The 11,797-nt window shown below is 68.0% G+C and carries 14 protein-coding genes; 10 read left to right on the top strand and 4 right to left on the bottom strand.

The window, feature by feature from the left end; all coding sequences use genetic code 11:
• Positions 1-55: 55 nt before the first annotated feature.
• From rplM to mdtD, 6 genes are all read left to right on the top strand, one after another.
• Entirely contained in the window at positions 56-484 is a 429-nt protein-coding gene (gene rplM / locus ACGHC0_RS20740; RefSeq protein ID WP_011797080.1) for a 50S ribosomal protein L13, read from the top strand.
• Between the two features lie 9 nt (positions 485-493).
• Positions 494-886 (top strand): 30S ribosomal protein S9, encoded by a 393-nt coding sequence (gene rpsI, locus ACGHC0_RS20735; RefSeq protein WP_011797079.1) that lies wholly within the window; start codon positions 494-496, stop codon positions 884-886.
• Between the two features lie 119 nt (positions 887-1,005).
• Complete coding sequence (locus ACGHC0_RS20730; RefSeq protein WP_415266629.1) at positions 1,006-1,716, top strand: DUF6776 family protein; 711 nt, start codon at positions 1,006-1,008, stop codon at positions 1,714-1,716.
• A gap of 37 nt (positions 1,717-1,753) precedes the next feature.
• Positions 1,754-2,155, top strand: a complete 402-nt coding sequence (locus ACGHC0_RS20725) for a bactofilin family protein (protein ID WP_107133591.1) — start codon at positions 1,754-1,756, stop codon at positions 2,153-2,155.
• Positions 2,156-2,219: 64 nt separating this feature from the next.
• The gene (erpA, locus tag ACGHC0_RS20720) at positions 2,220-2,585 is read left to right on the top strand and encodes an iron-sulfur cluster insertion protein ErpA (RefSeq protein WP_011797076.1); all 366 of its coding nucleotides are present in this window, start codon (positions 2,220-2,222) and stop codon (positions 2,583-2,585) included.
• A gap of 75 nt (positions 2,586-2,660) precedes the next feature.
• On the top strand, positions 2,661-4,109 hold the full coding sequence (gene mdtD / locus ACGHC0_RS20715; protein WP_415266628.1) for a multidrug transporter subunit MdtD: 1,449 nt from the start codon (positions 2,661-2,663) through the stop codon (positions 4,107-4,109).
• Between the two features lie 22 nt (positions 4,110-4,131).
• Here mdtD and ACGHC0_RS20710 read toward each other — a convergent pair whose 3' ends face one another.
• Complete coding sequence (locus ACGHC0_RS20710) at positions 4,132-5,244, bottom strand: anhydro-N-acetylmuramic acid kinase (protein WP_415266627.1); 1,113 nt, start codon at positions 5,242-5,244, stop codon at positions 4,132-4,134.
• Positions 5,245-5,458: 214 nt separating this feature from the next.
• Positions 5,459-6,820, bottom strand: coding sequence for a peptidoglycan DD-metalloendopeptidase family protein (locus tag ACGHC0_RS20705; protein WP_368355676.1), 1,362 nt, complete (start codon positions 6,818-6,820; stop codon positions 5,459-5,461).
• Positions 6,821-7,002: 182 nt separating this feature from the next.
• On the opposite strand from ACGHC0_RS20705, the gene tyrS reads away from it, so the two are divergent.
• Complete coding sequence (tyrS, locus tag ACGHC0_RS20700) at positions 7,003-8,235, top strand: tyrosine--tRNA ligase (protein ID WP_368352726.1); 1,233 nt, start codon at positions 7,003-7,005, stop codon at positions 8,233-8,235.
• 33 nt (positions 8,236-8,268) lie between these two features.
• Here the strand turns inward: tyrS and ACGHC0_RS20695 are convergent, their stop codons facing one another.
• Positions 8,269-9,261 (bottom strand): LysR substrate-binding domain-containing protein, encoded by a 993-nt coding sequence (locus ACGHC0_RS20695; protein WP_368352725.1) that lies wholly within the window; start codon positions 9,259-9,261, stop codon positions 8,269-8,271.
• A 141-nt stretch (positions 9,262-9,402) separates the two neighbouring features.
• Between ACGHC0_RS20695 and ACGHC0_RS20690 the strand changes: the two genes are divergently transcribed.
• A complete protein-coding gene (locus ACGHC0_RS20690) occupies positions 9,403-9,888 on the top strand; it encodes a DUF2917 domain-containing protein (RefSeq protein WP_415266626.1) in 486 nt (161 codons plus the stop codon).
• Positions 9,889-10,026: 138 nt separating this feature from the next.
• The gene (locus ACGHC0_RS20685; protein WP_415266625.1) at positions 10,027-10,395 is read left to right on the top strand and encodes a DUF2917 domain-containing protein; all 369 of its coding nucleotides are present in this window, start codon (positions 10,027-10,029) and stop codon (positions 10,393-10,395) included.
• Between the two features lie 57 nt (positions 10,396-10,452).
• Here the strand turns inward: ACGHC0_RS20685 and ACGHC0_RS20680 are convergent, their stop codons facing one another.
• The gene (locus tag ACGHC0_RS20680) at positions 10,453-10,866 is read right to left on the bottom strand and encodes a BLUF domain-containing protein (protein WP_368352722.1); all 414 of its coding nucleotides are present in this window, start codon (positions 10,864-10,866) and stop codon (positions 10,453-10,455) included.
• A gap of 134 nt (positions 10,867-11,000) precedes the next feature.
• On the opposite strand from ACGHC0_RS20680, the gene ACGHC0_RS20675 reads away from it, so the two are divergent.
• Entirely contained in the window at positions 11,001-11,771 is a 771-nt protein-coding gene (locus ACGHC0_RS20675; protein WP_368352721.1) for a Crp/Fnr family transcriptional regulator, read from the top strand.
• The last annotated feature ends 26 nt before the right edge of the window (positions 11,772-11,797 follow it).

Genomic DNA, 11,797 nt, shown 5'->3' with positions numbered 1-11,797 from the left:
GAAGCACCGACCGTGGAAAAGGACCGCCAAACCCTCTTACATGCAAGAGAAACTCATGTCCACTTTCAGCGCAAAGCCCGCTGAGGTCGTGCACGAGTGGTTTGTGATTGACGCGACCGACAAGGTCCTCGGACGAGTAGCCAGCGAAGTTGCTCTCCGTCTGCGCGGCAAACACAAGGCCATTTACACGCCTCACGTCGATACCGGCGATTTCATCGTCATCATCAACGCCTCGAAGCTCAAGGTCACCGGCACCAAGTCCCTGGACAAGGTGTACTACCGCCACTCCGGCTATCCCGGTGGCATCACGGCGACGAACTTCCGCGACCTGCAGGCCAAGCACCCCGGCCGTGCACTCGAGAAGGCCGTCAAGGGCATGCTGCCCAAGGGCCCCCTGGGCTACGCCATGATCAAGAAGCTCAAGGTCTACGGCGGCGCGGAACATCCGCACACCGCTCAGCAGCCCAAGGCGCTGGAAATCTAAGGAGCCGACATGATTGGTGAATGGAACAATGGCACCGGCCGTCGCAAGTCCAGCGTCGCCCGCGTGTTTCTGAAGAAGGGTTCCGGCAAGATCACGGTGAATGGCAAGGACATTCAGCAGTATTTCGGCCGCGAAACCTCCATCATGATCGCCAAGCAGCCGCTCGTGCTGACCAACCATGTCGAGACCTTCGACATCCAGGTCAACGTGCACGGCGGCGGTGAGTCCGGCCAGGCCGGCGCCACCCGCCACGGCATCACCCGCGCCCTGATCGACTACGATGCAACGCTGAAGTCCGCACTGAGCCAGGCCGGCTTCGTGACCCGCGATGCCCGTGAAGTCGAGCGCAAGAAGGTCGGCCTGCACTCCGCACGCCGCGCCAAGCAGTTCTCGAAGCGCTGATCTTCGGTGCGCTGCACCCGGCCGCGAGGTTCTCCTGTGGAGCGCTTCCGGCCACGAAAAACCGCCATCATTGGCGGTTTTTTGCATTGGGCGAACGCTTTTTGAAGGAGGGTTGACGCATGCGACTCAAGCTGCTGCGGCGCAGGCTGACCGTGAGCGCTCCGCGGGTGGCGATCCGCAACGCCATGCCCTGGCCCCTGCGCTGGATCCTGCTGGCCGTGTTCTTCGGCCTGTGCGGGGCCATTGCCCTGTGGGCCTTCGAGTTCGGCAAGAGCATCGCCGGGCTGGATTCGCGCTCGAGGGACGAACTGGTGCGGTTGCGCGAGGAGGTGTCGCGGTTGCGCGAGGAGACCCGTGTGCGCGACGAGGCCACCAGCGCCGAGGGTTCCCTGCTCACTGCCGAGCGCGCTGCGCTGGAGCGTGTGATGGCGCGCATGCGGCAGCTGGAAGCCGACAACCGCACGCTGCGCGACGATCTCGGCTTCTTCGAGAAGCTCATTCCCGCAGGCAGGGCCGATGGCGTGAGCATCCGGGGGCTGCAGGCCGAAACCATGGGCGCGGGCCAGCTGCGCTGGCAGGTGCTGGTGATCCAGCCGGTGCGCAATGCACCCGCCTTCAAGGGGCGGCTGGAGCTGCTGGTGGAGGGGGTGCGGGACGGCAAGCCCTGGACGCAGCCGCTGCCCGGGGGTTCCCAGGCGCTGCAGTTCGAGCATTACCGCCGCGTGGAGGGGGTGTCGGAAATTCCGTCCGGCGCCGTGGTAAAAACCGTGACCGCGCGGGTCCTGGAGGGCAGTGCAGTCCGGGCCGCCCACCAGTTCTCGATGCAGTGACGCCGGCGCGCGGCCGTCCCGCCAAGGAGGTTTCACCATGTTTTCCCGCAAGAAGCAGCCCCCCATCAAGAGCCTCATCGCGCATGGCACCCGCATCAACGGCGAGGTCGTGTTCGCCGAAGGCCTGCGCATCGACGGCGAGGTGGCCGGCGACGTGCGCGCGCAGGATGGCGAGCACGCCACCATCCTGGTGGTGTCGGAATCGGCCCGCGTGGAAGGAGCCGTGCATGCCGCCCACGTGATCATCAACGGCACGGTGGTCGGGCCGGTGCATGCGGGCGAGCTGCTCGAACTGCAGCCCAAGGCGCGCATCACCGGCAACGTGCATTACAAGGCGCTGGAAATGCACCAGGGGGCCACCATCTCCGGGCAGATGAGCCCGACCACGGTGCTCATCGAGGAAAAGCCCACACTCAAATTGGCGTCAAAAGCGGGCTGAACGTCGCGAAAATGCCATTGCAGTACCATCGGAGACCATTCCTCCCCTCAGCCGGAGACACCCCATGAGCGCAGTAGCCGAGAACATCCAGACCGAAATGCCCGCCCCCATCGTCTTCACCGACAGTGCAGCCGCCAAGGTGGCCGACCTGATCGCCGAGGAGGGCAACCCCGACCTGAAGCTGCGCGTCTTCGTGCAGGGCGGCGGCTGCTCGGGTTTCCAGTACGGCTTCACGTTCGACGAGATCACGAACGAGGACGACACCACCATGACGAAGAATGGCGTCTCGCTGCTGATCGATGCCATGAGCTACCAGTACCTCGTGGGCGCCGAGATCGACTACAAGGAAGACCTGCAGGGCGCCCAGTTCGTCATCAAGAACCCGAACGCCACCACCACCTGCGGATGCGGATCGAGCTTCTCGGTCTGACGCCATCCCGGTGACAGCAAGCCGCCCCAGGGCGGCTTTTTTGTTCCTGCCTGTTCCTGCCAGACGCCTGCCCCCATGTCCCACAGCGCCGTATCCGAATCATCCCTTCCGCCAGGCCCTTCCCCGGACCGCCGCATCCTGCTGTGGATCGTGGCGGTGGGTTTTTTCATGCAGACGCTGGACGCGACCATCGTCAATACGGCCCTGCCGGCGATGGCGGCGAGCCTCGGCGAGAGCCCGTTGCGGATGCAGTCGGTGATCGTCGCGTATTCGCTGACCATGGCCATGCTGATCCCGGCCTCGGGCTGGCTGGCGGACCGGTTTGGCACCCGCACGGTGTTCCTGTTCGCCATCGCCGTCTTCTCGCTCGGCTCGCTGGCCTGCGCGGCATCGCGCCACCTGGGGGAACTGGTGGCGTCGCGCGTGCTGCAGGGGCTGGGCGGCGCACTGCTGCTGCCCGTGGGGCGCCTGGCGGTGCTGCGCACGTTCCCGCGGGGTGAATTCCTGGAGGCGATGAGCTTCGTCGCCATTCCCGGGCTCATCGGGCCCCTGCTGGGGCCCACGCTGGGCGGCTGGCTGGTGCAGAGCGCATCCTGGCACTGGGTGTTCCTCATCAACCTGCCGGTGGGCCTGATCGGCCTGCTGGCGGCAGCCCGATTCATGCCCGTGCTGCGGGCAGAGCGGCCCGATCCCTTCGACGTGGCGGGCTATGTGCTGCTGGCCTTCGGCATGGTGTCCATCTCGCTGTCCATCGAAGCCGCGGGCGTGGTGGGACGCGGCGGGGCGGCGGCGCTGGGCGTGGGCGGCCTGGTGGCGCTGGTCGTGTACTGGCTGCACGCCGCGCGGCACGAGCGGCCGCTCTATTCTCCGCACCTGTTCCGCGTGCGGACGCTGTCGGTCGGGCTGCTGGGCAACCTGTTCTGCCGGCTCGGCAGCGGGGCCATGCCTTTCCTGATTCCGGTGTCGCTGCAGTTGCTGCTGGGATACTCGCCCATGCATGCCGGCATGATGATGCTGCCCGCGGCCCTCGCGGGCATGGCCATCAAGCGGGTGGCGACGCCCCTGATCCGCCGGTGTGGCTACCGGAACATCCTGGTCGCCAACACCGCGCTGCTGGGAATCCTGATGGCCAGCTTCGCGCTGCGCGAGCCCGGCTGGCCGCTGGCGTGGCAGGTGCTGCAGCTGGCGGCCTTCGGCGCCGTCAACTCGCTGCAGTTCTCGGCGATGAACACCATCACCCTCAAGGACCTGGACGGCGCCAGCGCCAGCAGCGGCAACGGCCTGCTGTCGATGGTGCAGATGCTGGCGATGAGCCTGGGCGTGGCGGTGGCGGGCGCGGTCCTCTCGGAGTGGAGCCAGGCGTACGGTGGTGCCGAGGTGCCCGGCGCGGTGCTGCACGCCTTCCAGTCCACTTTCCTGACGGTGGGTTTCATCACCATCGTTTCGGCGGCCGTGTTCTGGCAGCTGCCGCGGGAGGCGCGCACACCGCCCCGCGAGGGGCCCGAGGTGTCGGGCCAGGGTTGACGGAAGGCGCCAGGGCCGGGCCTCAGGCGGGGTAGAGGGCGCCGAGCACGCGGGGGCCGGCGGCCCCCGTCACCTGGGGCAGGTTGCCGGGCAGGCGGTGCAGGGCGCGGTGGGCCAGCCAGGCGAACGCGGCGGCTTCGACCTGCTGTGGCGGCAGGCCGAATGCGTCCGTCGTCTGCACTTCGACCCCGGGCAGCAATGCGGCCAGCCGGCGCATCAGCAGGCCGTTGCGGGCGCCGCCGCCGCACACGGCGAGCTGCCGCCCGCCCCGGCCATGGCTTTCCATGGCTGCCGCGCAGGTGCGGGCCGTCAATTCGGTGAGCGTGGCCTGCACATCCCGGGGAGGCAGGGCGGGCAGCTCCTGAAGATGGGCCTGCAGCCAGGCCGCGTTGAACAGGTCGCGTCCCGTGCTCTTGGGCGGAGACTGGTGCAGGTAGGGTTCCGACATCAGGCGTTCCAGCAATGCGGGCTGTACGCTGCCCTGTGCGGCCCAGGCGCCGTCGGCATCGTAGGGCTGGCCGGTGTGGAGAACGCACCAGTGGTCCATCAGCGCGTTGCCCGGACCGCAGTCGAAACCCAGGACCCCGCCCTGCGTGACGAGGACGCTGAGGTTGGCGATGCCGCCGATGTTCAGCACGCACACGGTGGTGTCCGGCCGGCCGAACACGGCCTGGTGGAAGGCCGGCACCAGCGGCGCGCCCTGGCCGCCCGCAGCCACGTCGCGGCTGCGGAAGTCGGCTACCACGGCGATGCCGGTGCGCTCTGCCAGCAGGGCCGGGCTGTTGAGCTGCAGGGTGTAGCCGGTGCCGTCGAAGAGGCCAGGGCGGTGCCGCACGGTCTGGCCATGCGCGCCGATGGCCTGCACATCGGCCGGACCGAGTCGTGCGGCCTGCAGCAGCCGCTGGACCACCTCGGCATAGACGCCTGTCAGCGCATTGGCCGCCAGCGCAGCGCGGTGCAGCTCGTCCGCACCGCTGGCGTTGAGCGCCAGCAGCTCGGCCTTGAGCGCATCGGGCAGCGGCGCCGACGCAAAACCCTCGACCCGCAGCGGCGCTCCCTCCTCGAATGCGACCAGCGCCCCATCCACCCCGTCGAGCGAAGTGCCCGACATGAGTCCGATATAGCGTTCAGTCATCGTGAGAGATGTCATGGGGCTGGCCGGGATAGAAGGGGAAAACAGCAGAAAACATGCCGCGTCTTCTAAAACTTGACGCGGCTTCCACGCCGGCGCGGCCTGCGACCAGCAGGCGCCACGGAACCGGCTTTGCCGGGCCGTCGGCGTCGTCCCCCTTCCGGCGCAAGCCGAGAGAAGGGGGAAGCGGCGCAGCCGCTCAGGGGGATGTACCCCTTTACTGCGCGCTGGCCTGCTGCACCAGCGCGGCCGACGCCAGCTGCACGCGCATGTTGCTCGCCAGGCGGTTGAAGGCTGCACGCGATGCGGCGGACACGGGCTGCGCGGCCTCGCTTTGCTGCGCGATGGTCATCGGGTCCTGGTGCTGGCCGTTGACGCGGAATTCGAAATGCAGGTGGGGGCCGGTCGCCCATCCCGTGGCACCCACGGCGCCGATCGTCTGGCCCTGTTCGACCGACTGGCCCTTGCGCACGTCGATGCGGCTCAGGTGGGCGTAGACCGTGACGTGCTGGTTGCGGTGCTGTACGTAGATGACGTTGCCATAGCCGTTCTGCACGCCGGCGAACTCCACGGTGCCGTCGCCCACGGTGCGCACGGCCGTGCCGGTGGGGGCGGCGAAGTCGGTGCCCAGGTGGGCGCGCCACTTCTGCAGGATGGGGTGGAAGCGCATCTTGAAGCCGCTGGTCACGCGCGAGAACTCCACCGGGGAAGTGAGGTAGGCGCGGCGCATGCTTTCGCCTTCCAGGGTGTAGTAGGCGCCCTTGGCGGCTCCTGGTTCCTGGAACCAGACGGCATCGTAGGTCTTGCCGTTGTTGTGGAACTCGGCGCTGAGCACGCGGCCGCTGCGCAGCGGTTCACCGTCGGCCTCGAGCGTCTCGTACACCACAGAGAAGCGGTCTTCCTTGCGCAGCGCCCGGTGGAAGTCGATGTTGCTGGAGAAGACTTCCGCCAGCTGGATGGCGACGCCGTCCGGGATGTTGGAGGCATCGGTGGCTGCGAACAGCGAACTGCGGATGATGCCGCCGGCCAGGCGGTTGCCCACGGTGAGGGGCGCCGTCTCGATGCGCGAGGCGAACGTGTTGCCCTGGCGCTCGACCACGAGGCGGCGGAAGTTGCCGCTGTCGTCCTGCACCCAGCGCGCCGTGAGCTTCACGAGCCGGTGGTCCTCGGTGGTTTCTGCGGAAACCGAGCGGCCGCCGCGGCCCAGCAGGGTCTGGCGCACCTGGCCATCGCTGCGCAGGAACGCTGCGGCTTCCGGGTCGGCCACGCCCAGGCGCTGCAGGATGGCTTCGGCCGTGTCGCTGCTGCGGGTCTGGTCGGTGCGGTAGAGGGAGTAGCTGGGGATGTCCACCAGCGCGGAGAGCGGCCGGTCGCCCGCGAGGGACTCGACCGGATACTCCACGGTGGTGCGGGGCAGGTCGCCCGGATCGGGAGCGAACGACGCCACGGCGAAGGCGCCACCTCCGCCGGTGAGCAGGACGGCCGCGACCGCGGCGGTGATGCGTTTGGGATGGGTCTGGGCTAAGCGCGAGAGCCGATCCAGCAATGCAAGGCCGGCGGATGTCAAGCCGTTGTTCAAGAGTCTGTACCCCAGGGTGAAGCGCATGCGGGCCCGGGAAGGCGGCATGCGAGGACTGTCCGTGGTTGCAGCGACAGGCACCGGGCCGGAAGGCGTGGCCGGCGGGCGCACTAGAATTCGCCGCTGCAAAGGTGGCAGGAAGTATAGCCACCGACCTACCCGCCGAACCCCGTAAAACCCTTATGAATCAATCCGCTGTTACAACATTCCCGGTCACCGATGGTGTAGGACGGGCGCTGGAGGTGTCGTTGCGCGGGACCGACGAACTGCTGCCCCGGGAGGAGTGGACGCGCAAGCTCGCGCGCTCGGAGGCGACGGGTGTCCCGTTGCGCATCAAGCTGGGCCTGGACCCCACGGCGCCGGACATCCACATCGGCCACACCGTGGTGCTCAACAAGATGCGCCAGCTGCAGGACCTGGGGCACCAGGTGATCTTCCTCATCGGCGATTTCACGACCCTGATCGGCGACCCGTCCGGGCGCAATTCCACGCGTCCGCCGCTCACGCCCGAGCAGATCAAGGTGAATGCGGAAACCTACTACCGCCAGGCGAGCATGGTGCTGGACCCGGCGAAGACCGAGATCCGCTACAACAGCGAGTGGTGCGAGCCCCTGGGCGCTGCCGGCATGATCCAGCTGGCGGCCAAGTACACCGTGGCCCGCATGATGGAGCGCAACGACTTCCACCAGCGGTTCACGGACGGCAGTTCCATCAGCCTGCACGAGTTCCTCTACCCGCTGCTGCAGGGCTACGACTCCGTGGCGCTCAAGAGTGACCTGGAGCTGGGTGGCACCGACCAGAAGTTCAACCTGCTGATGGGGCGCCACCTGCAGCAGGAATACGGCCAGGAGCCGCAGTGCATCCTGACGATGCCGCTGCTGGTGGGCCTGGACGGCGTGGACAAGATGTCCAAGTCCAAGGGCAACTACATCGGCATCACCGAAGACGCCAACACCATGTTCGCCAAGGTGCTGTCCATCTCGGACGACCTGATGTGGGACTGGTACACGCTGCTGTCGTTCAAGTCGCTGGCGGAGATCGCCGCGCTGCGCCAGGAAGTGGAGGGCGGGCGCAATCCCAAGGACGCCAAGGTCATGCTGGCCAGGGAAATCACCACGCGCTTCCACAGCGCCGCCGCGGCCGATGCGGCCGAAGCCGATTTCGCCAACCGCAGCAAGGGCGGCGTGCCGGACGAGATCCCCGAGGTGTCGCTGGGCGGTGCGCCGCTGGGCATCGGAGCGCTGCTCAAGCAGGCGAACCTGGCCCCGTCCACGAGCGAGGCCAACCGCCTCATCGACGGCGGCGGCGTGCGCGTGGAGGGCAGCGTGGTGAGCGACCGCGGGCTGAAGCTGGAGGCCGGCACCTACGTGGTGCAGGTAGGCAAGCGCAAGTTCGCCCGCGTGACGCTGGGTTGACGCCGCTGGCCCCGGCCCGGGGACGGTGGCGATTCAGCCCAGGTCGTCGTTCAGGTCCGGATCGGGTACTTCGCCCACGGCTTCGCGGGTGAGCTGCGCCTCGCGCAGCAGCCATGAGCAGAACGCCTTGATCTCGGGGCGCTGCCCGCTGCGCGGCCCCACCAGCAGCCAGTACACCAGCGGCGAATCGAGCCGGTAGCCGGGCAGCACCTCGACGAGGTCGCCGGACGCGAGGCTGTCCGCGATGAGCGGCATCCGCGCGAGCGCGAGGCCCTGGCCGGTGAGCGCGGCCTGCACGATCTGGTGGGCATAGTTGAAGTAGAGCCAGCGCTTGGGCTGCAGCTTGGACTGGCCGTTCTGCTCGAACCAGCGCCGCCACGTCAGCCATTCGAGGTGCGCCGTGCGGTGGGCGTCGCCGGCTTCGATCAGCGTGAACTGGGCGACGTCGGCGGGCTTGCGGATGGGCGGGCCGCTCTTGAGCAGCCAGGGGCTGGCCACCACGGCGAGCTGCTCCCCGAACAGCCGCTGCGCGCCATGCACCTGCGAACCCGGCACGGCGTAGCGCAGCGCCAGATCGACGTCCGCAGTTTCGAGGTCCACCGGCGAGTCGCTCGCATCGATGCGGATGTCGATGTCGGGGTTGTCGCGCTGGAATTCCTCCATGCGCGGAATCAGCCACATGGAAGCGAAGCTGGCCCAGGTCGTGATCGCCACGCTCTTGCGTCCGGCCGTCTGGCGCACGAGCCGCACGCTGGCATCGAGCCGCTCCAGCGCGGGGGCGACGGCGCGCTGCAGCTGCGCCCCTGCGCTCGTGAGTTCCACCGCGCGCGTGTGCCGAAGGAAGAGCGGCACGCCCACCTCGTCCTCCAGCGCCTGGATCTGGCGGCTTACCGCCGATTGCGTGAGGGACAGCTCTTCGGCGGCCGCACGGAAATTCAGGTGGCGGGCCACGGCGAGAAAGGCGCGCCAGTGGCCGACTGCCACGGGCCGCGTGCGCAGGTGTGCGACAGGGGCGGGAAGGGTCATGGTGCTCGCAATGCGGGGAACGTCAGCTGGATTCATGAGCTGACTGCATGAAATTATGGCCGCGTTTTCATTGGACCGGGGTGGCTGCCGCAAAAGAAACTCCTTGTCAGGCAACAGCTTGAAGGCAATGGAGAACGGACCATGGATGTATCTAATTTTCCGGATTCGCAACAATGGTGCGTGCCTGCGGGCACGTGGGGCCTGGCCCGCGGCCAGGCCATGGGGCTGCGGCCACGGCGCGCCGGGACGCTGGAAATCGTCCAGGGCGGCATCTGGCTGACGGTATCGGGCCCCGCGGCCAGCGAAGAGGACATCTTCCTGCGCGGGGGCGACACGCTCCGGATCGCCGCGGGGCAGCATGCCGTGCTGGAACCCTGGCTGGCCTCGGGCCGGACGGGCAGTGTGTCGTTTCTGTGGACGGAGGAAGGCTTGCAGGGCGTGCCGGTGGCATCGGCCTGGAGCGCCGTGGCCGGGGCCCTGGGTGACATGTTCCGTGCCCAGGCGGCCCTGGGTCGCGCCTTGCTGGCGCTGGCCCGGGCGGTGGGGAATGCGGCCATCGGCCGCCGGCCGGGCGGGCATGCCAGCGCACGGCTGCCCCCGGCCATGGCGCTGCGGGGTCCCCATTGATGCGCTGGACGCATTGAAGCGGCCATGTTTGCGCATTGATGCGAAAGACGCATGGTTACCCGCGCCGCTTTTCATTGGACGGCCCCAACGGTTCAGAGGAAAAATCTAGGCAAGATCAGGGTTAACCAGGAGAGAGCAATGTCTGCTTCACATGTTCTGAATTTTCAACAATCCGCCGTCCGTGACCGTTCTTCGGGCCTGGATGTCTATCGACTGGCTTCCGGCCAGGCCCACAGCCTCCGTCCGCGCGTGCCGATGGCGCTGCGCATCGCATCGGGCCGTGCATGGGTGACCATCGACGACGGCCTGCTGGGCGAGTCCGATCCGGCCGCCGGTGACATCGTCCTGCATGCCGGCCAGACGCTCTGGATCGCAGCCGGCCAGCATGCCGTCATCGAGCCCCTGGGCAAGGATGCGGTGCAGTACCGCTTCAACATCTCGCGCGTGGTGAAGAGCGAAGCGGCCGGCCAGGGCGTGGTGTCCGCCAACACCCCGGCCTGCGCCTGAGCGCAGCCTGAGGAGGCAGGCCCGGCGAGTGTGCCGGGCCCGGGCGCCGGTCGGCGCTCACAGTTCCAGGTCGATGGCCAGCGCCTCGAAGGCGGCCATGGCCTCGCTGCCCGCCAGCGATTCCATGCGGGGCAGCGCATCTTCGTCTTCCAGCGTACTGAAGGCGAGGCTGAACCGCTGGAAACGGCGCTGCATGAGCGGGGCCTGGTGCAGCACTTCCATCGCGGTATGGCGCGCATCGGCGCGGATGCGCTCCAGCAGCACAGACAAGGTGGCCGGCGGTCCCTCCAGTTGCTGGCAGAAGCGCTGGCCGTCGAAAACCAGCAGGCCGGTGATGCCGTCCCGCACATTCGAGAGCCGTGCCCGCGCTGCGATGGAGGCCACGATGCCCACGGGTTGGCCGGGGGCAAGCGTGCTGACATAGAGCACTTCCTGGAGCGGTGCCGTCAGCGGAGGAGGGAAAAGCGTCATGGACTTTCCACTCTAGAGAACACGGCGTCGGACCGCAATGTCAAAAGACATAGCCTGCAGGCACGCCGATTGCCTAGAATCGCCGCCGCGTTGTGTTCCGCACCCTTTCCATTTCCTCCGCAGGCGCTGGCCGTATGAGTACCGATGTCGTTTCCGCTGGGCCTTTACCGGAGGTCCCGCGCCATTGTGGCGCCTGCCGGCTGCGCCAGCGCACCCAGGCGTTCACCCCGGCGACGGGCGAAGAATTGTCTTTCATCGAGTCCTACCGCTGCGGCGTGGAGATGGTGAAGGCAGGCGGCACCCTGATCCGCGAGCACCAGTCCGGCGGCCGGCTCTACACGCTCTACAGCGGCTGGGCCTTCCGCTACAAGACCTTGTCGGACGGGCGCCGGCAGATCCTGAATTTCCTGCTTCCGGGCGACCTGGTCGGGCTGCAGCAGGAGTTTTCCGATGCCGCCCTGCATGGCGTGGAGGCCGTCACGGACTGCGCCTTCTGCGCGTTCGATGCCGATGGCCTGTGGTCGATGTTCCGCGAGCATGCGCGCCTGGCCTACGGGGTCACGTGGCTGGCGGCCCGGGGCGAGGGCATGGTGGACGACAACCTGCTCACGGCCGGCCGGCGCTCCGCGATCGAGCGGGTGGCGGTGCTGCTGGTGCATCTGTACCGCCGCCTGGACCGCCTGGGCCTGGCGGAGGGCGCATCGGTGGATTTCCCGATCAACCAGCAGCACATCGCGGACGCGCTGGGGCTGTCGCTGGTGCACACCAACAAGACGCTGCGGCGCCTGTCCGAGATGGGCATGCACGAAATCTCCGGGGGCCGCCTGCGGCTGCTCAATCCGCGGGCGCTGGCGCGCATCGCGGAATACTACGACGCCATTCCCCGGCCCGTGCCCCTGCTGTGACCGCCCGCAGGCGGCTGGCGGGCCGC

Origin of the sequence: Acidovorax sacchari (assembly GCF_042847045.1) — a bacterium.
In the GTDB taxonomy this organism is placed as follows: Bacteria; Pseudomonadota; Gammaproteobacteria; order Burkholderiales; family Burkholderiaceae_C; genus Paracidovorax; species Paracidovorax sacchari.
This window is presented reverse-complemented; position numbering and strand designations above follow the sequence as displayed.

Excerpts from the sequence above, each read along its gene's own strand:
- rplM (WP_011797080.1), top strand. The coding sequence starts at position 56 with ATGTCCACTTTCAGCGCAAAGCCCGCTGAGGTCGTGCACGAGTGGTTT.
- rpsI (WP_011797079.1), top strand. The coding sequence starts at position 494 with ATGATTGGTGAATGGAACAATGGCACCGGCCGTCGCAAGTCCAGCGTC.
- ACGHC0_RS20730 (WP_415266629.1), top strand. The coding sequence starts at position 1,006 with ATGCGACTCAAGCTGCTGCGGCGCAGGCTGACCGTGAGCGCTCCGCGG.
- ACGHC0_RS20725 (WP_107133591.1), top strand. The coding sequence starts at position 1,754 with ATGTTTTCCCGCAAGAAGCAGCCCCCCATCAAGAGCCTCATCGCGCAT.
- erpA (WP_011797076.1), top strand. The coding sequence starts at position 2,220 with ATGAGCGCAGTAGCCGAGAACATCCAGACCGAAATGCCCGCCCCCATC.
- mdtD (WP_415266628.1), top strand. The coding sequence starts at position 2,661 with ATGTCCCACAGCGCCGTATCCGAATCATCCCTTCCGCCAGGCCCTTCC.
- ACGHC0_RS20710 (WP_415266627.1), bottom strand. The coding sequence starts at position 5,244 with ATGACTGAACGCTATATCGGACTCATGTCGGGCACTTCGCTCGACGGG.
- tyrS (WP_368352726.1), top strand. The coding sequence starts at position 7,003 with ATGAATCAATCCGCTGTTACAACATTCCCGGTCACCGATGGTGTAGGA.
- ACGHC0_RS20695 (WP_368352725.1), bottom strand. The coding sequence starts at position 9,261 with ATGACCCTTCCCGCCCCTGTCGCACACCTGCGCACGCGGCCCGTGGCA.
- ACGHC0_RS20690 (WP_415266626.1), top strand. The coding sequence starts at position 9,403 with ATGGATGTATCTAATTTTCCGGATTCGCAACAATGGTGCGTGCCTGCG.
- ACGHC0_RS20685 (WP_415266625.1), top strand. The coding sequence starts at position 10,027 with ATGTCTGCTTCACATGTTCTGAATTTTCAACAATCCGCCGTCCGTGAC.
- ACGHC0_RS20680 (WP_368352722.1), bottom strand. The coding sequence starts at position 10,866 with ATGACGCTTTTCCCTCCTCCGCTGACGGCACCGCTCCAGGAAGTGCTC.
- ACGHC0_RS20675 (WP_368352721.1), top strand. The coding sequence starts at position 11,001 with ATGAGTACCGATGTCGTTTCCGCTGGGCCTTTACCGGAGGTCCCGCGC.